Annotated in this window: 19 protein-coding genes; 7 read left to right on the top strand and 12 right to left on the bottom strand. The window is 76.6% G+C overall.

Translation table 11 applies throughout. The features are described 5' to 3' along the window. Positions 1-47: 47 nt before the first annotated feature. The 4 genes from ACOACO_RS13570 to mraZ form a co-directional block, all read right to left on the bottom strand. Positions 48-1817 (bottom strand): peptidoglycan D,D-transpeptidase FtsI family protein, encoded by a 1770-nt coding sequence (locus tag ACOACO_RS13570; protein WP_420296804.1) that lies wholly within the window; start codon positions 1815-1817, stop codon positions 48-50. Positions 1818-1971: 154 nt separating this feature from the next. Continuing rightward, on the bottom strand, positions 1972-2583 hold the full coding sequence (locus ACOACO_RS13575) for a hypothetical protein (RefSeq protein WP_420296805.1): 612 nt from the start codon (positions 2581-2583) through the stop codon (positions 1972-1974). Further along, the gene (gene rsmH / locus ACOACO_RS13580) at positions 2580-3674 is read right to left on the bottom strand and encodes a 16S rRNA (cytosine(1402)-N(4))-methyltransferase RsmH (RefSeq protein WP_420296806.1); all 1095 of its coding nucleotides are present in this window, start codon (positions 3672-3674) and stop codon (positions 2580-2582) included. Before rsmH ends, ACOACO_RS13575 begins: the two co-directional genes overlap by 4 nt. Before the next feature lie 278 nt (positions 3675-3952). Next, a complete protein-coding gene (gene mraZ / locus ACOACO_RS13585) occupies positions 3953-4381 on the bottom strand; it encodes a division/cell wall cluster transcriptional repressor MraZ (RefSeq protein ID WP_277499969.1) in 429 nt (142 codons plus the stop codon). A gap of 418 nt (positions 4382-4799) precedes the next feature. On the opposite strand from mraZ, the gene ACOACO_RS13590 reads away from it, so the two are divergent. From ACOACO_RS13590 to ACOACO_RS13600, 3 genes are read left to right on the top strand one after another with little or no spacing between them, the layout of a single operon-like run. Next, positions 4800-5786: an AAA family ATPase gene (locus ACOACO_RS13590; protein WP_420296807.1), complete on the top strand. Its 987-nt coding sequence runs from the start codon at positions 4800-4802 to the stop codon at positions 5784-5786. A gap of 10 nt (positions 5787-5796) precedes the next feature. Continuing rightward, positions 5797-7158: a DUF58 domain-containing protein gene (locus ACOACO_RS13595; protein ID WP_420296808.1), complete on the top strand. Its 1362-nt coding sequence runs from the start codon at positions 5797-5799 to the stop codon at positions 7156-7158. Next, positions 7155-9527: a transglutaminaseTgpA domain-containing protein gene (locus tag ACOACO_RS13600; protein ID WP_420296809.1), complete on the top strand. Its 2373-nt coding sequence runs from the start codon at positions 7155-7157 to the stop codon at positions 9525-9527. Before ACOACO_RS13595 ends, ACOACO_RS13600 begins: the two co-directional genes overlap by 4 nt. 129 nt (positions 9528-9656) lie before the next feature. Here the strand turns inward: ACOACO_RS13600 and ACOACO_RS13605 are convergent, their stop codons facing one another. The 6 genes from ACOACO_RS13605 to ACOACO_RS13630 all read right to left on the bottom strand — a co-directional run bounded on the left by ACOACO_RS13605 (position 9657) and on the right by ACOACO_RS13630 (position 15040). Continuing rightward, a complete protein-coding gene (locus tag ACOACO_RS13605) occupies positions 9657-10091 on the bottom strand; it encodes a DUF3040 domain-containing protein (protein ID WP_420296810.1) in 435 nt (144 codons plus the stop codon). A 103-nt stretch (positions 10092-10194) separates the two neighbouring features. Next, complete coding sequence (gene dinB / locus ACOACO_RS13610; RefSeq protein ID WP_420296811.1) at positions 10195-11484, bottom strand: DNA polymerase IV; 1290 nt, start codon at positions 11482-11484, stop codon at positions 10195-10197. Between the two features lie 24 nt (positions 11485-11508). Next, entirely contained in the window at positions 11509-12249 is a 741-nt protein-coding gene (locus tag ACOACO_RS13615) for a methyltransferase domain-containing protein (RefSeq protein ID WP_420296812.1), read from the bottom strand. Positions 12250-12416: 167 nt separating this feature from the next. Further along, complete coding sequence (locus tag ACOACO_RS13620) at positions 12417-13667, bottom strand: endonuclease (RefSeq protein ID WP_420296813.1); 1251 nt, start codon at positions 13665-13667, stop codon at positions 12417-12419. A gap of 185 nt (positions 13668-13852) precedes the next feature. Continuing rightward, positions 13853-14326: an SAV_6107 family HEPN domain-containing protein gene (locus ACOACO_RS13625; RefSeq protein ID WP_420296814.1), complete on the bottom strand. Its 474-nt coding sequence runs from the start codon at positions 14324-14326 to the stop codon at positions 13853-13855. A gap of 153 nt (positions 14327-14479) precedes the next feature. Beyond that, positions 14480-15040, bottom strand: coding sequence for a hypothetical protein (locus tag ACOACO_RS13630; protein ID WP_420296815.1), 561 nt, complete (start codon positions 15038-15040; stop codon positions 14480-14482). 222 nt (positions 15041-15262) lie between these two features. Between ACOACO_RS13630 and ACOACO_RS13635 the strand changes: the two genes are divergently transcribed. Further along, positions 15263-15868, top strand: coding sequence for a GNAT family N-acetyltransferase (locus tag ACOACO_RS13635; protein WP_420296816.1), 606 nt, complete (start codon positions 15263-15265; stop codon positions 15866-15868). Positions 15869-15923: 55 nt separating this feature from the next. Then, positions 15924-17240, top strand: coding sequence for a phytoene desaturase family protein (locus tag ACOACO_RS13640; RefSeq protein ID WP_420296817.1), 1317 nt, complete (start codon positions 15924-15926; stop codon positions 17238-17240). 31 nt (positions 17241-17271) lie between these two features. Here ACOACO_RS13640 and metF read toward each other — a convergent pair whose 3' ends face one another. Continuing rightward, positions 17272-18207, bottom strand: a complete 936-nt coding sequence (gene metF / locus ACOACO_RS13645; protein ID WP_420296818.1) for a methylenetetrahydrofolate reductase [NAD(P)H] — start codon at positions 18205-18207, stop codon at positions 17272-17274. Between the two features lie 123 nt (positions 18208-18330). On the opposite strand from metF, the gene ACOACO_RS13650 reads away from it, so the two are divergent. Both ACOACO_RS13650 and ACOACO_RS13655 read left to right on the top strand, forming a co-directional pair. Beyond that, positions 18331-19971: an ABC-F family ATP-binding cassette domain-containing protein gene (locus ACOACO_RS13650; RefSeq protein WP_420296819.1), complete on the top strand. Its 1641-nt coding sequence runs from the start codon at positions 18331-18333 to the stop codon at positions 19969-19971. Positions 19972-20028: 57 nt separating this feature from the next. Next, on the top strand, positions 20029-21132 hold the full coding sequence (locus ACOACO_RS13655; RefSeq protein ID WP_420296820.1) for a polyprenyl synthetase family protein: 1104 nt from the start codon (positions 20029-20031) through the stop codon (positions 21130-21132). A gap of 48 nt (positions 21133-21180) precedes the next feature. Here the strand turns inward: ACOACO_RS13655 and ACOACO_RS13660 are convergent, their stop codons facing one another. Continuing rightward, positions 21181-21576, bottom strand: a complete 396-nt coding sequence (locus ACOACO_RS13660; RefSeq protein WP_420296821.1) for an Rv2175c family DNA-binding protein — start codon at positions 21574-21576, stop codon at positions 21181-21183. Between the last annotated feature and the right edge of the window lie 28 nt (positions 21577-21604).

Here is a 21604-nt window from a genome sequence, read left to right on the forward strand (position 1 = left end):
CGGGGCAGCCTAGTGTCCGCGGTCCGGACGCCGGCCGACCGGCCGCGTCACCACTCCACCGGCAGCGTCGAGGCCGGGGCGCCCGTCGGCTCCACGGCGAACTTGCGCAGCACGTGGGACATGATCCGGTTGAAGGCCGGCGCCGCGACGGTGCCGCCGCCACCCGAGGCGGGGTCGTGGACGACCACGTAGACGGTGAAGCGCGGCTGGTCGGCCGGGGCGAAGCCGGCGAACGAGACGCTCGTGCCCTCGTACCCGCCCTCCACCGCACGCTGCGCCGTGCCGGTCTTGCCGGCGACGCGGTACCCGGGGATCTGCGCGGCCTCCGCGACCCCGGCCGCGGGGTCGACGACCCGCTCCATCATCTCGGCCGTCGCCGTGGCGGTCTCCTCGCTGACGACGCGGTGGGTCTCCCGGGCACCGGTGCCGACGGTGCGCCCGTCGTCCGTGGTCGCCGTGCCCTGCACCAGGCTCGGCGAGATGTAGACCCCGCCGTTCGCGATGGCGTTGATCGCGCTCGTCATCTGCACGGCGTTCACGCTCATCGCCTGGCCGAACACGATGCGGTCGTGCTCCATGTCGCTCCAGCCCTCGCCCGCGGGCAGGATGCCGGAGGTCTCGCCGCGCACGCCGATGTCGGTGCGCGAGCCGAGGCCGAAGGAGCGGAAGTACGCGTCGAGCGCCGTGGACGACATGTCGTCGGCCGCGAGCACCGTGCCGATGTTCGAGGACTTGGCGAGGATGCCCGCGAGCGTCAGGCGCAGGGTCTCGTGGTCCCAGTAGTCGCCGATGCGGCGCCCCTGCCGCTCGAGGTACGGCGGCACCTCCACCTGCGTCTCGGGGCTGACGAGGCCGGCGTCGATGAGCGCCGCCATCGTCAGCGCCTTCTGCACCGAGCCGGGCTCGTAGACGTCGCTCAGCGCGCGGGAGCCCAGGTCGGACTCGGGGGCGAGCAGCGGGTTGTTGGCGTCGAAGGTCGGGTAGTCGGCCAGGGCGATGATCTCGCCGGTCAGGGTGTCCTGCACGACGGCGACGCCGGACTCGGCGCGCGCCCCCTCGACGGTGTCGCGCAGCACCTGCTGCGTGTACCACTGCACGTCGCGGTCGATGGTGAGCGTGAGGTCCTGCCCGTCGACCGGGTCGGTCGTGGAGTTCTCGCCCAGCGGGATCCGGTTGCCGCCGCCGACGCGGTAGCGCGCCGAGCCGTCGGTGCCCGCGAGCTGCTCGTCGAAGGTGAGCTCCATGCCGGCCAGCGGGCCGTCGGTGCCCATGAAGCCGAGCACGTTGGCCGCGACCTCGCCCGCCGGGTAGTCCCGCACGGGGTCGATCTCGGTGTAGACGCCCTGGAAGCCGGCCTCGGAGACCTGGTCGACGACCTGCAGCGCGGTCGTGGCCGGCACGCGACGCGCGATGTACTCGTAGCGGCTGTCGTCCTCGCGCAGCTTCTCGAGCGTCGCGAAGTAGTCCGCGCCGAGGCCGTCGGCGAGCAGGCGGGCGATCTCGGCGGCGTCGTCGGCCGTCTGCGACGGGTCGGCGATGACCATGAGTCCGTCGATCGAGGCCGCGAGCGGGTCGCCGTTGCGGTCGAGGATGTCGCCGCGGGCCGCCGGGAGGACGACCTCGCGCGTGCCGCGCTCGGCGGCCATGGCGGCGTACTGCCCGGGGTCCACGGCCTGCAGCTGCACGAGCCGGGCCGCGAACACCGACAGCACGGCCGCGATGACGAGCATGCCCACCCGCATGCGCAGCTGGGAGGAACCGCGGCGCGCACGGCGCAGGGTCGGGGCCGGACGGCGTCCTCGTGCTGGGCTGCTCACGCGTGCTCCGTGGTGTCGTCGGGTCGGGGGCGTCCGCGGGGAGGACGGGGACGGCTTCGACTGTTGTACCGGCTCGCGGGTGCGGGATCCGGAAGCCGCGGCCGTGTCGCCGCGGCGGCCGGGCCGACGCGCGCCGGCCCCGCCCGGCGCGCGGTCAGGGGGTCGTGGTCGCGGCGGGGTCGTCGGTCGTCGGCAGCTGCTGGCCGGTCGCGGCCTCGGCGCCGGGGGCGGTCGCCGTGGCGGGGGTCCCCTGGGCGGCGGTGGGGACGGCGGGGGCGGTGGGGGCCGGCACGTCCCGGATCTGGGCGGGGGGCGCGAGCACTGCCGGCTTCACCGGCTCCGGGGGCGCGACGTCGAGCGCGTCGTCGCGGGAGGCGACCTCGCCCTCCACCACGATGCGGCCGGTGCCGAGGTCGATGACCGCCGGCGGGCCCGCCGGCACCATGCCGAGCGCGGTGGCCTCCTCGCCGAGGCGCTGCGGGTCGCGCAGCTGCTGCAGCTCCTGGGTGAGCGTCTGCTGGCGCGCCTCGAGCACCGTGGCGCGCTCCTCGAGCGCGGCGCCGGTGAAGGCCGCCTGCTGCATCGAGGTGTTGAAGAGGAGCAGGCCGACGATGCCACCGAGCAGCACCGCCGTCACGAGGATGACGAAGGGCACCCGCGGGGCGCGGCGCCGTACGCGCGGCACCACCTGCAGGCGGGCACGCTCGACCGCCGCCTCCGCGAACCGCGGGACCGCGAGCCTCCGCTGCGCTGCCGAGCTGCTCATCGCCGTCCTCCTCCGTGCTCGTCGCCGTGCCGACCCCTGCCGGTCCCGCTGTTCCTGCTGCTGCTGTCCCTGCTCACGGGCCGGTCGGTCCGCGCCTGCGTCCCGGCGGGGCGCACGCGCTCCACGGCCCGCAGCCGCACCGAGGCGGCACGGGGGTTGACGTCGACCTCGGCCTGGTGGGCCTTCTCCGCGCCGCGGGTGACGAGACGCAGCTCGGGCTGCGCCTCCTCGGGAACCACCGGCATGTCGGGCGGGGCCTCGGAGCGGCTGCCGGCGGCGAACGCGCGCTTCACCAGCCGGTCCTCGAGCGAGTGGTAGGACTCGACGACCACGCGCCCGCCGACGCCGATCGCCTCGAGCGCGGCGGGCACCGCGCGGCGCAGCACCGCCAGCTCGTCGTTGACCTCCATGCGCAGCGCCTGGAAGGTCCGCTTGGCCGGGTGTCCGCCCGTGCGGCGGGCAGGGGCGGGGATGGCGTCGTACAGCAGCTCGACGAGCGGCGCCGACGTGGTGAACGGCGTGGTCGCCCGGCGCTGCGCGACGGCCTCGGCGATGCGGCGGGCGAACTTCTCCTCGCCGTAGTCGCGAAGCACCCGGGTCAGCTCGGGCACCTCGTAGGTGTTGAGGACGTCGGCGGCGGTGCGCCCGACCGTCGGGTCCATGCGCATGTCGAGCGGGGCGTCCGTGCGGTAGGCGAACCCGCGGTCGACCTCGTCGAGCTGCAGCGAGGAGACACCGAGGTCGAAGAGGACCGCGGCCGCACCGCCGACCGGCGCGAGGCCGGCCTCCGCGAGCACGTCGGGGATCTCGTCGTAGACGGCGTGCACGGGGGTGAACCGCTCGCCGTACGGCGCGAGCCGGCGCCCGGCGCGGGCCAGCGCCTCGGGGTCGCGGTCGACGCCGAGCACGCGGGCACCGGGGAGACGCTCCAGCACGGCCTCGCTGTGGCCGCCCATGCCGAGCGTGCAGTCGACGAGCACCGCGCCCTCGGTCGCCAGCGCCGGGGCCAGGAGCTCGACGACGCGGTCGAGCAGCACGGGGACGTGCGCGTGGGGAGCCGCTGCGGCGTCCTCGCGTCCCGCGTCCGTCACGACCCTGCTCCTCGACCCTCGCCCGACCCTGCTCCGACCCTGCTGCGGCGGTGCCGCCCTGCCACGGCTGTCGCCGCTCCGTGCGTGGTCCCGGGCCACCGGCCCCGGAAACCGAACGACGTACGGCCAGGTCCCTGCCCGCCTCCGCTGCGCCCTCTGGAACCGGGGAAGTTGCCCCAGAGTGCGTGGAGGCGGGCCCGAGACCTCGCCGTACGTCGCTGTTCTGTTCTGTGGGTGCTGCTGTCCTGCGTCCTGCCAGGTCCTGCTGCGGTGCCGGCCTACGTGCCCGGCACCAGGTCCGCGTCCAGGGCCGAGAACCGCGGCACCTGCTCCGAGGTGTAGGTCGCCCACGCCTCGGGGTTCCAGATCTCCAGCCGGGACATCGCGCCCACGACCACCACGTCACGCTCCAGCGACGCGTACTCGCGCAGCATCGGCGGGATCGTCACGCGGCCCTGCTTGTCGGGGACGTCGTCGAACGCGCCCGCGAAGAGCATGCGGACGTAGTCGCGGGTGGCCTTGTCCATGAGCGATGCGCGCTGGAGCCGTTCGGTCTCTTGGTCGAAGCCCGCCTTGGACCAGACCGAGAGCGAATTCTCCTGGCCTCTGGCCACCACGAGCCCCTCCGCCATCGCGTCCCTGAACTTGGCCGGCAGGAAGATGCGCCCCTTGTCGTCGAGCTTGGGCGTGAAGGTGCCGAAGAACACCGGCCACCTCCGCTCGACGGGCCACACCCACCTGCCCCCTTGCGCTCCACTTTACTCCACTTTCCTCCCCCGTCAACCACTTTCCTCCACCACGCTCCCCCGGGCACCCCCGGAGCGGCCCGAGGCGCTCCCCGGGGCCCGATCCCGCGTCGTACCGCGCCGCCGCGGCCCACGGGACGGCCCGCGCCCCGCCGCGCGGGGCGGTGGAGGGCTGTGGAGGGACCGGGTGGAGGACGGTGGAGCGGCCGGGGAGCGACCGGGTGGAGGACAGTGGAGCGGGCGGGTCTGGAGGGGTGGAGCGGGGCGGAGGGTGCGCCGTGCGGGGGAAGGGGCCACGCCCGTTGGTCGCACGCCCTACCGTTGGACCCACGCGGGCGCGACCGGCCGCGGGCGAGCGGCGAGAACGGGGACCCCAGGGATGACGAGCACTCCGGACCACCAGCGGGGCGACGCGGCGGACCTCCAGACGCTCGCCCGGGTCACGGCCCGCGTGCGGCACAACGTCGAGAAGGTCATCCAGGGCAAGAGCGAGGTCATCACCTCGGCCCTCGTCGTGCTCCTCGCCGAGGGCCACCTCCTGCTCGAGGACGTGCCCGGCGTCGGCAAGACGATGCTGAGCAAGGCGCTGGCGCGCAGCATCGACTGCAGCGTGCGGCGCATCCAGTTCACGCCCGACCTGCTGCCCTCGGACGTCACCGGCGTGTCCGTGTTCAACCAGGACACCCGCGAGTTCGAGTTCCGCCCCGGGGGCGTGTTCGCGAACCTCGTCGTGGGCGACGAGATCAACCGGGCGTCGCCGAAGACGCAGTCGGCGCTGCTCGAGTGCATGGAGGAGCGCCAGGTCACGGTCGACGGCACGTCGTACCAGCTCGAGAGCCCGTTCATGGTGATCGCGACCCAGAACCCCGTCGAGATGGAGGGCACGTACTCCCTGCCCGAGGCGCAGCGCGACCGCTTCATGGCGCGCGTGTCGATGGGCTACCCGGTCGAGGCGGCGGAGCTCGCGATGCTGCAGCACCACGCGGGCCGCGACCCCCTGGCCGACCTCGAGCCGGTCACCGACGCCGCCGAGATCCGCAAGCTCGTCTCGATGGTGGCGCAGGTGTACGTCGCGGAGTCGGTGCAGCGCTACGCCGTGGCCATCACGACGGCCACCCGCCGCTCCCCCGACCTCGAGCTGGGCGCGTCGCCGCGCGCGACCCTCCACCTCGTGCGCGCCGCCAAGGCGCTGGCGGCCGTCAACGGCCGCGAGTTCGTGCTCCCCGACGACGTGGCCAGCCTGACCGGGCCGGTGCTGGCGCACCGGGTGCTCGCGCGCCCCGACGCCGCCGGCGCCCGCCGCTCCTCCGCGGAGGTGCTCGCGCGCCTCGTGGCCGGGGTGCCGGTGCCCGGCCGCGTGGGCTGACGTGGCCGGCGTGGCGGGGCTGTCGGGGTCGCGGGAGCGGCGCGTGCTGGGCGGCCTCACGGTCCGGGGCCGCGCGTTCGTCGCCGCCGGGGTCACCGCCGTCGTCTGCGCCGTCGTGCTCGGCCAGGAGACGCTGGCCGGCGCCGGTGTTCTCGCCGTCGCGCTCCCCCTGGCGAGCCTCGCCGTGGTCCACCTGGGCCGCTTCGACGTCCACCTGTCGCGCTCGGCCGAGCCCTCCCACGTGTCCGTGGGCGGTACGGCGGTCGTGCGCCTCGCCCTCACCACGACCGGCCGGGTGCCCGGACGCACCCTCCTGCTCGACGACCGGGTCCCCTACGCCCTCGGCGCGCGTCCCCGCATGGTGCTGCGCGGCGTCGGCCGGCACTGGCGCGGGGACGTGACCTACGCGGTGCGCTCCGACCTGCGGGGGCACTACGAGACGGGTCCGCTCCTCGCTCGGGCCGAGGACGCCTTCGGGTTGGTCCAGGTGGTGCGTCGCTTCCGTCGCACCACCACCGTCGTCGTGCGCCCCCGCACCGTCCCGCTCCCCGACGTGCCGCTCGGCGGCGGGTCGGGCGCCAGCGGCGACGACCGGCCGCGCGCGTCCGCCACGGGCAGCACGGAGGACGTGATGGTCCGCGAGTACCGCCGCGGCGACGACCTGCGGCGCGTGCACTGGCGCAGCACTGCCCGCACCGGCGAGCTGATGGTGCGCCGCGAGGAGCAGCCGTGGCAGGCCCACACCACCGTGCTGCTCGACAACCGCGCGCGGGCCCACACCGGGGACGGCGCCGCCTCCTCCCTCGAGCACGCGGTCGTCGCGGCCGCCTCGGTGTGCACGCACCTGGCCCGCCGGGGGTACGCCGTCGCGCTGGCCGACGCCGAGGGACGGGTGCTGGCCCGTGCGACCCCCGGCGCCGGCGCGGGCGGCCTGCTCGACACGCTCGCGGGCATCGACGCCGTGGACGTGGCCCACCTGACCGCGCCCGCCTCGGTGACGTCCGCCGACCCGGGCGTGACCGTCGCCGTCCTGGGCCGCCCGCGTCCCGGGGACGACGTCGTGCTGGAGCGCATCGCTCGCGCGAGCTCGTCCGCGCTGGCGCTGCGCCTCGACGTCGACCGCTGGGCGGCCCCGTCCCGGGTCGCCTCCGCCCTCGCCTCCCCGGTCACTTCTCCGGCCGCTCCCCCCTCCGACGCCGCGCTCCCCGCCGGGTCCGATCCCGGGTCCGTCGGCGCTCCCCCGTCCTCGGGCGTGCCCCGGCACGGGTGGCGCACCGCCGTGGCGGGCCCCGCCGACCCGCTGGCCGAGGTCTGGGTCCGGCTGGGCGCCCGCTGGGTGCCGGACCTCGCTGCCGCCGGGGGTGCCCGGTGAGCCCCGCCCTGACCCGTGCCGGGCAGACGCTGGCGCTCGGCGTCCTCGGCGCCGCCACGACGGTGCTCGCCCTCCAGACCTGGCGGGGGCTGACCGACCGCTCCGGCGACCTGGTCGGCCCCGTCCTCCTGCTGGCCGTCGCGCTGCTGGCGAGCGGTACGGCGCTGCGCACCCTGGGCACGCCCCGCCTGCTCGTGGCGCTCGCCCAGGCGGGCGTGGCGACCGTCGTGGTGGTGGCGCAGGTGGCGGGCGGGCCGCCCGTCCCCGCCACGATCGCGCTGTTCCTCGACGAGCTGGCCCAGGCGGCGCAGAACGCCCGGGTCTACCCGGCGCCCGTGCCCGTCGTCGACGGCGGTCTCGCCGCCCTCCTGCTCGTGGGGGCGGCCGTGGCGCTGTGGCTGGCGGACACCGTGGCCCCCACCTTCCGCGGGGCACCGGTCCTGGGCCTGCCGCTGCTCGCGGTGATCAGCCTGCCGGTGACCGTCACCGGGTCGGCCGGGCCGTGGTGGCTGTTCGCGCTCGTCGCCGGCTCCTACCTCGCCCTCGTGGCCGTCCAGGCCGCCCAGGACGTCCGCGGCTGGGGCCGTCCGGTCACCGCGGGACCCGGGGGCCCGGGGTCGGCGAGCGGCCGCCGGGGCGTCCCCGTCGGGGCCGTCGCGGCGGCCGGGGTCGCCACGACGCTGGCGCTCGTCGTGCCCCCGCTGGTGCCGACCCTCGACCTGGGCCTCGTGCCCGAGGGTCGCTTCGGCGGCTCCACCGGCGACGAGATCACCGTCGCCAACCCCGTCACCGACCTGCGGGCGGGGCTGCAGCGCGGCGACGACGTCCCCCTGCTGACCGTGCGCACCGACGGCCCGCGGCCCAGCTACCTGCGGATCAGCGCCCTCACCCGCTTCAACGGGGAGCAGTGGAGCGCCGGCGACCGCGACCTCCCCGACGACCACACCGCCCAGGACCCCGTGCCCGAGCTGCAGGGCGTCTCGAGCGCCATCCCGCGGGAGGAGCACGAGCTCCGGGTGTCGGCGACCGACGACTTCGTCTCGACGTGGCTGCCGGTGCCGGCCGCGATCAGCGCCGTGGACGCCGACGCCGGCTGGAAGTACGACGCCACCACCATGGACTTCATCGCGGCCGAGGACGAGCTCACGACGCGGGGCGAGAGCTGGGAGGTGACCGCCGTCGAGCTGCAGGTCGCCGCGGGCGACCTCGCCGGGGCCGACGCCCCCGCGGGCGACGTGGAGGAGCTGTTCCTCGACGTGCCCGGCGACGTGTCCCCCCGGGTGGGCGAGCTCGCCGCAGAGGTGACGGCGGGGGCGGGCACGCCGTACGAGCGGGCCGTGGCCCTGCAGGAGTACCTGCGCAGCGACGAGTTCACCTACGACCTCGACGCCCGCTCGGGCACCGGCGGCGACGCGCTCGACGAATTTCTCTTCGACACCCGTGTCGGCTACTGCGAGCAGTTCTCGGCGGCCATGGCCCTCATGGCCCGCCAGGTCGGGGTGCCCGCGCGGGTGGCGGTCGGGTTCCTGCACCCCGACCGGATGGACGAGGGGGTGTGGGAGTACAGCGCGCACGACCTGCACGCGTGGCCCGAGCTCTACTTCCGCGGCGCGGGGTGGGTGCGCTTCGAGCCGACCCCCGCGGCCCGCACCGGGGCGGCGCCGGCCTACTCCGAGCCCGACACCCCCGGCTCGACCCCCGACGTGCCGCGCCCCACCAGCGAGCCCAGCGCGTCGGCCCCCGGGGCGCCGACGACCAGCGCGGGTCCTGACGCGTCCCCCGACCTGCCCGACGCGGAGACCGCCCCCGACGCCGCGACCGGCGCCGAGGCGGCGGAGCCGGGCCGCGGCCCGTGGCGGGTGCTCGCGGTGGCGGCCGGGCTGCTGCTGCTCGCCGCCCTGCTCCTGCTCCCCCGCGCCCTGCGCCGTCGGCGCGTGGACCGGCACGCCCGGGACGGCGCCGAGGGTGCGTGGGCGGAGCTGCGGGCCGGGCTGCTCGACCACGGCGTGCCGTGGCCGGTGGGCCTGACCCCGGCGGCGACGACGCGGGCGCTCGTCGCGGACTGGGAGCGGGACCTCGCCGCGGGCGACCGGCCGGGCGCGGCCCTCCCCGACGACGCGCTGCGCGACCTCGAGCACCTCGTCACCGCGGTCGAGCGCGAGCGCTACGCCGCCGGGGTGGCCACGGGCGCCGGCGCCGACCTGGTGGCGGCGGCCCGACGGGTGGTGGCGGCCCGCTGCGCCGGCTCCGGCCGGGTACGGCGCGCCCTCGCCACCTGGCTCCCGGCCTCCGTGCTGCGCCGGGACGCGACCGCGACCCGGGCCGCGACGGCCGAGGACGACGACCGGGCGCGAGCGTCGGTGCGCTGAGGTCCGCCGATCCGGGTCGCGCCGGGGTGCTCCGGGGAGTGGCCGGCGAGGTGCCCCGGAACGACGACGGGCCGTGCGAGGAGTCGCACGGCCCGGTCGGTCCCACGGGCCGGTGGCCCGTGGGGAGTTTCAGTAACCGCCGCCCTCGCGACGGCGGCGCCAGCGCTCCTCGAGCCGCTCCATGAACGACCCGTCGTGACGCTGGTTGCCGCGCTGGCGGCGGGGGCGACGGCCCCCGTCGATGAGGGTGAGGCCGGCGGTCGGGTCGGCCGCCGTCTCGGCGGTCGCCGGCACGGCACGGGCCCGGACGGCCGTCAGGCCGAACACGGCGGAGCCGAGCATGACGAGGAACCCGACGATGCTGACCGGCTCGACCCGCGTCACGACCCCCGTCATGAGGAGCGCGACGCCACCCAGGAACAGGACCCCCGCCACGATCGCGCGCTTGCGCGCGGTCGTGCGCATGCGGCTCCCCTGCAGGGTCGACGCGAACTTCGGATCCTCCGCGAGCAGGGCACGCTCCATCTGCTCCAGCATCCGCAGCTCTTCCTCTGAGAGCGGCACGTTTCCTCCCGTGGCTGCAAGCGACGACGATCGTTGCGTTCCTGCCGGCGACGGACCTCCCGACCAGGACGGTCGGGACGAGACGCGGACGCCACCTGCGATTCTAGGCAGCAGGTGGTGAGCGCGGTAGGCGGACCCGGTGAATTGGTCCACGACCCGCAGCGCCCGCCTCACGGGGACCGGTCGCCGCCCCGCAGGAGGGTGGCCGGGGCGACCACCGAGCGGCCGAAGCGCTCACGCAACCGGTCCACCGCGCGGTCCGCGTCGCCCCACCCGTGCTCGGGCTCGCCGAGGCGCAGCTGCTCCCCCTGCCCGGCGTCCACGAGCTCCGTGACCCGCACCCCGAGGAGGCGCACCGGCCGCGCGTGCCGCGACCGGCCCCGCTCCTGGTCGTGCAGGGCGACGACCGCCTCGTAGCCTCCCGGGTGGTGGTCGTGGGCTCGACGAGGGTGCGGGAGCGGGACACGGTCGTGAAGTCCGGGTAGCGCAGCCGCAGGCCCACGGTGCGCGCCGCCAGGCCGGCGCGCCGCAGCCGGCTCGTGACCTCGACGGTGAGGCGCAGGGCCTCGGCGAGGACGGCGTCGCGGTCGCCCAGGTCGCGCCCCAGGGTGCGGTCGGCCCCGATGGAGCGGGGCCGCTCGCGGCGCACGAACCCCGGCGACGACCGCGCCGTGTCGTCGCCCCGCACGAGGGCGTGGACGTGCCGGCCCGCGGAGTCACCCAGGCGCGAGCGCAGCAGGTCGACCGGGGCCGCGCGGACGTCGCCCACCGTCTCGAGGCCGATCTGGGCCAGCCGCGCCCGCGTGGCGGGCCCCACGCCCCAGAGGTCGCCGACATCGAGGGGGTCCAGCACCTCCCGCACGCGGTCCGGGGCGATGACGGCCACCCCGTCCGGCTTCGCCCGGCGCGACGCCAGCTTGGCCACCGGCCGGGTCGCGGCGATGCCCACGGAGCACGTGATGCGCTGCTCGCGCCAGACCCGCTCGCGCAGCCGGCCCGCGAGCTCGAGCGGGGTCGCCGTACGACGGGCCCCCCGCACGTCGAGGAAGGCCTCCTCCTGCGAGAGGGGCTCCACGTGGGGCGTCACGGACTCGAAGAGGGCGAACACGGCCGTCGAGACCTCGGCGAAGGCGGCGAAGTCGGGCCGCACCACCACGAGGTCGGGGCACAGCCGCCGGGCGCGGGCGGTCGGCATGCCCGCGCCCACGCCGCTGCGGCGGGCGGGGTACGTCGCGCACAGCACGACGCCGCGGTCTCCCCCGCCGGCCACCACGACGGGCGCGCGGCGCAGCTCGGGGTGGTCGCGGAGCACGACGGACGCGTAGAAGGCGTCCATGTCGACGTGGAGGATGCCGCACCCGGCGTCGTCACCGGGCTGCGGCGCCGGCCTCATGCGCGCCCTCGCGCGCGGCGGGGGTCAGCGGCGGGCGAGCAGGTGCAGCTGCGTGGCGAGGGGGCGCAGCTCCTCGCGCGTCGCGACGGCGCGCTCGAGCTCCACCAGCGCCTGCGCCGAGCCGGGCTCGGCGTCGACGAGCGACCCGGGCACGAGGTCGGCGAAGACCCGCACGCCCTGGACGGTCTCGACGTGGAGACCGGCACCGGCGAGGGCCGTCTCGACCTCGGCCAGGGTGAAGCGGCGTCCCGCCCGGCCCTGGGGGGCGTGGGAGTCCAGGAGCTCGCGGGCCGCGCCGAAGTGTCCCGCCATCGCGCGGGCGACGACGGCCGCGAAGCGCTGGGCGACGAGGAGGCTGAGGTGGCCGCCGGGACGCAGGGACGAGGCGATCGCCTCAAGCGCGTCCGCCGGGTCCCCGACGACCTCGAGCACCCCGTGGCAGAGCACGAGGTCGACCGACCCGGGCGGCACGAGGGTGGCGAGGTCGTCGACGTCACCCTGCTGGGCGGTGACGAGGTGGGCCACTCCGGCCTCCCGCGCCCGCCGGTCGAGCGAGGCGAGGGCGTCCGGGCTGGGGTCCACGACCGTGACGCGGTGACCGCGCTCGGCGACCCGCACGGCGAACCCGCCCGTGCCGCCGCCGATGTCGACCACCGCGAGGTCGCCGCGAGCCAGCAGCGGCTCCAGCGCGTCCTGGACGACCGCCGTGCGTGCCGCCGCCCGTCGTTCGCCCGCGCGCTCTCCCACCGACCAGTCCGCCGCCATGGCGCCCACCCTAGAGGAGACGACCCGCTGGGCTCGGGGCCCGCCGCCACCAGGCGGCACCGGCCTGCCATCCCGTCCCACCCCCGCCCGACGACACCCGACCCCGGTCGAACAGGTGTTCGACCGGGGTCAGGTTAGGCCGCGCCCCCGGGTGGCGTCCAGACGCGTCAGCGCCAGATCGCGTCCGCCCAGGCGGGGTTGTCGACGAACGGGTTGCGGTTGCCCTGGAACTGCGTGTGGATGAGGTCGTTGCGCCGACGCTCGAACGCGTCCGGCGGGTCCTCCGCGTTCCAGCGCAGCAGCACCGACAGCCGGCCGACGTTCGGCGCCGAGCCGTTCGCCACCCGGTCGTTGGCCTCGAGGTCGGCGAAGCCGTCGCCGCCCTCGTAGCGGACCGACATGTAGAGGATCATGCGGGCCACGTCGCCCTTCACGGCGTCGCGCGGCTCCCACGAGTCGCCGTCGGCGAAGTTGCCCGGGGCCTCGCGGTTCGCCGTACCCCCCTCGTCGAAGTCGAGGTTGCCGCGCGCGGAGTTCACCGTCACGTCCTCGGGGCGCAGGTGGTGCAGGTCGGTGCCCGGCCCCGCGGCCGTGCCGAAGCCGCCGTGCGACTGGGGCCAGACGTGCTCGCGGTTCCACTGGTCCACCCCGCCGCCGTTGTCGCTCTTCGGCAGGGACAGGCCGCTGTAGAGGGCGACCACGTTGGCGGCGTTGCGCGGGTCCTGGTCGGTGACCTTCAGGGCCTCCCAGACCTGCGAGTAGCTGAGGCGGCGTGCGTCGGCCGAGATGATCTCGTGCAGCTCCCGCTCGAGGGCGGCGCCGGTGAGGCCGGCCGTGCCGTCGTAGTAGCCGCCCGGCACCTCCGTCCCCGGGTCGGGCTCGGGGTCCGGCTCGGGGGCGGTCGCCCCCGCCGGCGCGAAGGCGGTGGCGGAGCGCAGCCCCGGGGCCGAGAAGTACGCCGAGAGCGAGCCGGTGACGTCGACGGCGTCACCGAGGAGGCCGGGGTTGCTCGCGAGCCCCCACTGCGACCGGAACGCCGACGGCACCTGGACGTACAGCATCCGCGACGGGTCGGTCTCCGACGCCGTGTCGGCGAGGGCGAGGGCGTAGTCGTTGGGGAACCGCGACCGGACCACGGTCGAGGTGGACGTCGGCTGGCCCACGACGTACCCGCGCACGGTGGCCGTGGACCCGTCCTGCCGGACGCGGGCATCGGCCACGCGCAGGGGCGTCGCGGACACCGCTGCGACCGTGACCGGGGCCGAGACGGCCGGCGCGGAGACCGCCGCGGCGGAGACCACGGGTGCCGCGGTGCCGGCGGCGGGGCCGGCGAGGAGGGAGGGCGTCAGCGTGGCGCCGAGGCCGAGGGAGAGCACCAAGGCCGCCGCGCGGCGACGCTTCCCGAGAAGACGGTGCATGGAGGGCCTCCGATCGTCGCGGTCCGCACCACGGACCGACGTGGAAGGACCTGCGACCGCACGGGCGCAGGCCGGCCCCGGGTGGACCCCGGAGTCCGGACGGCAGCCTAGGCGGGCCCGACCCCGCTCGGGCGGGCGCGACCACGGACGGCGAGGTGACGATCCGGCGACGGATCGGTGTCGCGTCAGGCGACGACGGTGCGCCCCTCCCCGTCGGTCCAGGCGTGCGGCAGCAGGCCGAGAGCCTGCTCGACGACCGCCAGGAAGCGGTCGGCCTCCTGCACCAGCTCGTCGGCCTGCTCGACCGAGACCGCACGCCGGGAGCCGGCCTGCGCCGCGGCGTACGTCGCCGCCCCGGCGGAGAAGAACGTCGCCCAGTCGGCCAGGTCCGGGGCCGCCTTGACCAGCAGCACCCAGGCGTTGCGCTCCTTGCGGCGCTGCGGGCCCGGCTGGGAACGCGCGGCGATCACCGCGGCGGCGGCGCGCAGGGCGGCGACGTGCGCGAGGGCGTAGCGCGACGCGGGGTCGGTCTCGGTGATCGCCTCCCGCAGGGACGTCGCGGAGCGCGACAGGTAGGTGTGGGCGGCGGGCGGCAGCAGCACCGCCTCGCGGGTGGCGGGCCGCGGGGCCTCGGGACGTCCGTGCTCGGACGTGGCCATCGGTTCCTCCTGGGGGTCGACCGTCACCGGTCGTTCGCCGGCGGGAGCCACGCTAGGGACGACCACCGACAGTTCCGCGGGAGCGGCGTCGACCGGAGGTGCGGGCAGCTCCCCGAGAGGGGCCGAGCGGGGCACCGGAAGGGCCCGGAGGGGTCAGTCCTCGTCGATGACGCGGGCCCAGTGCCCGTTGTGGGCGCTGCGGAAGTAGGCGGCGTGGGCCGGGTGCCACAGCAGCAGCAGCGTCAGGCCGTGGAGCGCGACGGAGACGGCGGTGAGCGCCATGATGACGAGCGGGGCGCCCGGGGCGGTGCCGACGACGAGCTGCACCAGCGCGCTCACCGCCACGACGACGGTCATCGAGTACAGGGCCCAGCGGGCACCGGCGCGCACCATGGCGACGAGCACGAGGGCCAGCAGCACGAAGGTCACGAACAGCGACAGTGCGACGGGGAAGAAGGCCGGCGGCTCGACGGCCGACTCGGTCACCGCGGCGACGGTCTGCTGGGTGGAGGCGGCCCGCGCGGTGATCCAGGCGTCGCGCAGGGTGTCCTGCAGGAAGTAGGTGGCCGCGGTCGCGACCGCCAGCACCACCATCTGCGCCAGCGCGGCGCGCAGGGCCAGCGTCACGGTGGGCGGGACGGGGACGATGCCCCGGGGGTGCGTCGTGGTGGTGCCGTCGCCGGCGCCGCCGGTGGCCTCGTGCTCGACCGTCATGCCGTTCACCACTTCCCCGCTTCCCCTCGTCCGAACCCTCCGGCCCCGTCACGCGTCACGGCCGGGTCGCCGACGGGCCACCCCGATGTTACCGAGACGTCACCGGAGTGGCCCGTCGCGACGTGTGGGCCCCACCACACCCGGCCCGGCCGATACCCGGTTGCGCCGGCCACCGTGCCGCCGGTTCGATGGCGCGTCGCCACCGACCGGAGGAGCCCGACCGTGACCACCTTCCGCCCCGCCACGGGGTCCGACGTCCCCGCGGCGGCGCGCCTGCTCGCCCGGGCGTTCCACGACTACCCCTGGACCCGCTGGTCCGTGCCCGTCGAGGGCTACGCCGAGCGCCTCGAGCACCTGCAGGCCGCCTACCTGGGGCACGCGGTCGCGCACGGCGTCGTGCTCGTCGACGACGACGTGCGCGCGGTGCTCGCCCTGCTCCCGCCCGACACCCCGCCGCCCGCCGCGGAGGTCCAGGACCGCGTCGCGGAGCTGCTCGGCGACCGCCTGCCGGCCGTCGCGGGGGCGGCGCTCCCCTCCCGGCCGGACGGCGCGTGGGACCTCGCCACCCTCGGCGTGGACCCCGCCCACCGCGGGCGCGGCACCGCCACCGCCCTGCTCGCCGCGGGCCTCGCGGTCGTCGACGCCGACCCGGCCGGCGCGGTCGTGGCCCTGGAGACCTCCGACGAGCGCAACGTGCGGCTCTACGAGCGGGTGGGCTTCGCCGTCACCGCCCGCACCGTCGTGCCCGAGGGCCCCCTGGTCGTCTCGATGACCCGCCCCGCACCGGCGGGCACCGACGCGCCCGCGGCGGGACGCCACCTAGGGTGACGCGCGTGACCACCCCCGCCTGCGCCCCGGACGTCCCCCGGCGCGGGGTGCGCCGGTGAGCCGCGTGGTCGTGGTCGGCGGCGGGTACGGCGGGATGGCCGCCGCCGCGCGGCTCGCCAAGCAGGGCCACGAGGTCACCCTCCTCGAGGCGTCCGGCCGGCTCGGCGGGGCGCTCGACCGCGTGGAGCGCGACGCGTTCACCTGGCAGGCCGGCCCGAGCACCATGCTGCTGCCGGCCGTCGCCCGGGACCTGTTCCGCAAGTCGGGGCGACCGCTCGACAAGGAGCTGGAGCTCGAGCACCACCCGGTCGTGCGGGAGCACCGCTTCGCCGACGGGTCGAGCCTCGTGCTGCCGAGCAGCTCGCGGGAGGCGCAGCTCCACGCCGTGGACGCCCTCTCCCCCGGCCTCGGCGAGGCCTGGCTGGCCCACGTGGCGGCGTACGGCGAGACCTGGGAGCTGCTGCGCCGGGAGTACCTCGAGCGCCCGTGGGACCCCGCCCTCGCCGACCGGGCCACGACCGCCCGGCTGCTCCCCCGCGAGACGCTCCACCGCCGGCTGCGCCGCGCGCTGCCCGACCGGCGCCTGCGCGTCGCGGCGGCGTACCCCGCGCTCGCCGAGGGCCACGACCCGCGCCAGGTCCCGGCCTGGGTGGGGCTCACGGCGTACCTCGAGCAGCGGTTCGGGGTGTGGTCGGTGCCGACCGCGGCGGGCGGTACGGCGGCGCTCGCCGACGCGCTCGTCCGGCGGCTGCGCACGCGCAGGGTCGAGGTGGAGCTGGACACCCCCGTGCTCGACGTCGTGGTGCGCGCGGGCCGGGCCGTCGCCGTCACCACCGCCGCCGGCGACGTCGCCGCGGACGTCGTGGTGTGCGCGGTCGACCCGCGGCGGCTGCCCGCGCTCGCACCGCACGTCGCCCGCACCGTCCCGACCCTGCCCGCACCGGCCGCGCACCTGGGGCTGGAGGCCGACGGCCTGCCCGACCTCGTCGCCGAGACCGTGCTGCACGGGAAGGACGCGACGCTCAGCGTCGTGCCGGGCGGCCGGGCGCCCGACGGCGCGCGGGCCTGGACGGTGCGCGGTCGCGGCCGGATCCACGACGACGTCGTCGAGGCGCTGGCCCGCGAGGGCCTCGACCTGCGCAAGCGGGTCGTGCGACGCGTCGACGTCAACCCCCGCGACCAGGTGACGCGGTGGGGCGGGTCCCCCTGGGGCGTGCAGTGGCAGGGCCGCGGCACCGTGCTGGCCCGGCTGGGGCCGCGCACGCCGATCGCGGGCCTCTACGCGGCCGGCGCCCACGCCACCCCCGGCGCCGGTCTGCCGTTCGTCGGGCTCTCGGCCGCCCTCGTCGCCCAGGCGGTCGGCCCGGCCTGAGCGGCCTGACCGGCCTGACCGGCCTCAGGCCTCAGGCCGTGATGCGGAGCGCCCCGAAGATGTCGCGCGTGGCCCGGGAGCGGTTGAGCGTGTAGAAGTGCAGGCCGGGCGCCCCGCCGGCGAGGAGCTCGTCGCACAGCTCGGTGGCGACGTCCACGCCGATGCGGCGCACCTCGGCCGCGTCGGCGGCGCCCTCGAAGCGGCGCAGCACCTCCGGCGGCACCTCGGCCCCGGACAGCTCCGCCATCCGCTTCACCGACGTCAGGTTCGTGATCGGCATGATGCCCGGCAGGATCGGGATGTCGGCACCGGCGGCGCTCGAGCGCTCCACCAGCGCGAAGTAGTCCGACGCACGGAAGAACAGCTGGGTGACGGCGAACTCGGCGCCGGCCGCGGCCTTCGCGGCGAGCACCCGCGCGTCGTCGTCGACCGCCAGCGAGCCCGGGTGCTTCTCGGGGAACGCGGCGACGCCGACGCCGAGGCCGCCCAGCTCGTCGGACAGCGACCGGGCGAGCTCGACCAGCTCGACGGCGTGCTCGAAGCCGCCGGGCGTGGAGGTCCACGGAGCCGTCGGTCCCTCGGCCGGGTCCCCGCGCAGCGCCAGCACGTCGTGCACCCCGGCCGCCGCGTAGGCGCGGAGCACCTCGACGAGCTCCTCGCGGGTGTGGCCGACGCACGTGAGGTGGCCCATCACGCGCAGCGAGGTCTCCCGGGCGATGCGCCCCGTCATCTCGATGGTGCGGTCGCGGGTGGTGCCGCCGGCGCCGTACGTCACGGACACGAAGGTCGGCTGGTAGGGCTGCAGCTCGGTGAGCGCGGCCCACAGCGTCTCCTCCCCCGCGGCGTCCTTCGGCGGGAAGAACTCGAACGAGAAGGAGCGGTCGCCGCGGCGCACCAGCTCGCCGATGCTCGGACGCTCCTCGCGCGCGGGGGCGGGCTGCGGCACGGGCGGCTGCTCGGCGGTCATGGCGCGATCCTAGGTGCACCCCGGCCACCGGACCGGGAGCGTCCGCACGCGGGGACGGGGCCGGGACGGGCGCGGCGACCGGCTGCGTCGTGGCCCGGTCCGGCACGCCCTAGGCTTCGCAGGGTGACGGCGACCCTCGTCGCGAAGGAGCTGGCCGGCGGCCACGGCCATCGCGTGCTCTTCGACTCCCTCGACCTCACCGTGGCGCCCGGCGACGTGGTCGGCGTCGTGGGCGCGAACGGGGCCGGCAAGTCGACGCTGCTGCGGCTCCTGGCCGGCGTCGACGAGCCGATGGGCGGCCACGTCCACCTCGCCCCCTCCGACGCCTTCGTCGGCTGGCTGCCGCAGGAGCACGACCGGGTGCCGGGCGAGACGGTCGCGGCGTACGTCGGGCGCCGTACCGGCGCCACCGCCGCCACCGAGGCGATGGAGGCGGCGGCCGCCGACCTGGGGTCCGACGTGCCGGGCGCCGACGACGCCTACGCCGGGGCGTTCGACCGCTGGATGGCCAGCGGGGCCGCCGACCTCGAGGACCGGCTGCCGGCGGTGCTCGCCGACCTGGGCCTCGACGTGGGCGCCGACGTGCTCATGACGTCGCTGTCCGGCGGTCAGGCGGCGCGGGCGGCGCTCGCCGCGCTGCTGCTGAGCCGCTTCGACCTCCTGCTGCTCGACGAGCCGACCAACGACCTCGACCCCGACGGGCTGGAGCGGCTCGAGACCTTCGTCCGCGGGCTGCGCAGCGGCGTCGTGCTCGTCTCGCACGACCGGGAGTTCCTCGCCCGCTGCGTCACGCGGGTCGTCGAGCTCGACCTCGCCCAGCACCAGGTGGCCGTGTACGACGGGGGCTACGAGGCCTACCTCGACGCGCGGGCCGTCGCGCGCCGCCACGCGCGGGAGGCCTACGAGGAGTACGCGGAGAAGCGCGGCGACCTCGTCGCCCGCTCGCGCACGGTGCGCGAGTGGAGCTCGCAGGGCGTGCGCAACGCGATGCGCAAGAGCCCGGACAACGACAAGGTGCGGCGCCGCGCCCAGACGGAGTCGTCCGAGAAGCAGGCCCAGAAGGTCCGCCAGATGGAGTCGCGGATCGCGCGGCTGAGCGAGGTGGAGGAGCCGCGCAAGGAGTGGGAGCTGCGGTTCGAGATCGCCTCCGCGCCCCGCTCCTCGAGCGTCGTCGCCACCCTCGACGACGCCGTCGTCGCGCGCGACGGGTTCACGCTCGGGCCCGTCTCGCTGCAGGTCGAGGCGGGAGACCGCATCGGCATCACCGGCCCCAACGGCGCCGGCAAGTCCACGCTGCTCTCGCTGCTGCTCGGCCGGCTCGCCCCCGACTCCGGCCGTGCCTCGCAGGGCGTGTCCGTCGCCGTCGGCGAGATCGACCAGGGCCGCACCGGCCTCGCCGACGACCGACCGCTCGGGACGGCCATGGAGCTCGCCCTGCCCGAGTGGACCCCCGCCGACGTCCGCACCCTGCTCGCCAAGTTCGGCCTCAAGGCCGACCAGGTGGCCTCGCTCGTCGGCCGGCTCTCGCCCGGGGAGCGCACGCGGGCGGCGATGGCGCTGCTGCAGGCCCGCGGCGTGAACCTGCTCGTGCTCGACGAGCCCACCAACCACCTCGACCTGCCCGCGATCGAGCAGCTCGAGCAGGCCCTGGCGTCGTACGACGGGGCCCTGCTGCTCGTCTCGCACGACCGTCGCCTGCTCGCGGGCGTCGCCCTCGACCACCACTGGCACGTCGTCGACGGACGCGTCGAGCGGCGGTCGTAGGTCGCGGCCGCCGCCCAGGCGCGGGCGGGGGCCGTCCCACTGGCTAGGCTCGCGGACGTGGGAGCAGACGTGGGCGAGGGGACGACCGGCACCGGCACGACGGGTGGCGACACCCTCGCCGCCCGCGTCGAGGAGGCCCTGACCGTCTTCCTCGACGCCCAGGCCGCCCGGCTGGCCCCCCTGGGCGAGGACGCGGCGCGCCTCGTCGCCGCGGCCCGCACCACCGTCGCCGGCGGCAAGCGGCTCCGCGCCCGCTTCTGCTGGTGGGGCTACCACGCCGTGCACCCCCGCCCGACGCCCGAGCAGCAGGACGCGCTCGTGCGCGCCTGCGCCTCGCTCGAGCTGCTGCACGCGAGCGCGCTGGTGCACGACGACCTCATGGACGCCTCCGACACGCGCCGCGGCCGGCCCGCCACGCACAAGGCCTTCGAGGGCGAGCACCGCGCCGCCGGGTGGGACGGGGACCCCGAGCAGTACGGCGCCGCGGCCGCCATCCTCCTCGGCGACCTGCTGCTCAGCTGGTCCGACGAGCTGCTGCGCCGCTGCGGCCTGCCGTTCACGGCGGTCGGCCCCGCGCTCGAGGTGCTCGACCTGACCCGCACCGAGGTGATCGGCGGCCAGTTCCTCGACGTGTCCGTGCAGGCCCGTGCCGAGGCCGACGCCGACCTCGCGATGACGGTGCTGCGCTACAAGTCGGCGAAGTACTCGATCGAGCGGCCCCTGCACGTCGGAGCCGCGCTGGCCGGGGCCACGCCCGAGCAGCTCGAGGCCCTCACCGGGTTCGGCCTCCCGCTCGGCGAGGCGTTCCAGCTGCGCGACGACCAGCTCGGCGTGTTCGGCGAGCCCGCCACGACCGGCAAGCCCGCCGGCGACGACCTCGTCGAGGGCAAGCGCACGGTCCTCGTCGCGCTCGCGCTGGCCGCGCTGGAGGCCGACGACGCCGCCCTGCTCGACCGCTCCCTGGGTACGCCGCTCGCCCCCGCCGACGTCGACCGGCTGCGCGACCTCGTCGACGGCTCGGGGGCCCGCGCGCAGGTCGAGGAGCGGATCGACGCCCTGACGGACCGGGCCCTCGCGGGGCTCGTCGCCGCCGACCTCGACGCCGACGTCACCGCCGCGCTGGAGCAGCTCGCGGCGGCCGCGACCCGCCGTACCTCCTGAGGCCCGGGAGGCTGCCCGCAGGCCTCCCCGCGGGCCTCCCCGGAGAGGTCAGTGCATCGCCTGCGCGCGGCGCTTGACCTCCGCCCCGCGGTTCTCGACGAGGGCGTCGATCGGGCGACCCGGCAGGTCGAGGTCGGTGTAGAGCCACTCGATGATCTCGCGGTGGTCGTAGCCGTGGTCGCTCAACATCACCACGAGGCCGGGCAGGCCCTTGAGGAGCAGCCCGTCCTGGATGAACGCGGCCGGCACCTGCTGGCCGGCGCCGGGGGCCGGCACCGCGGCCGCCAGCTGGTTGTCGCGGATGAGGGTGCGCACGCGGGACACGGTCACCCCGAGGCGGCGCGCCGCCTCGGCCCAGTCGACCCACTCCTCCACGAGGGTGCCGAGATCCGCCTCGCCCGTCGGCTCGCCGCCCGTGGCCCCTGCCTGCGCACTGCTGTCCATGGGCGCCATGATCCCACCACCGGTCCGG

It is taken from the genome of Nocardioides sp. CPCC 205120 (assembly GCF_048654585.1).
Lineage (GTDB): Bacteria > Actinomycetota > Actinomycetes > Propionibacteriales > Nocardioidaceae > Nocardioides.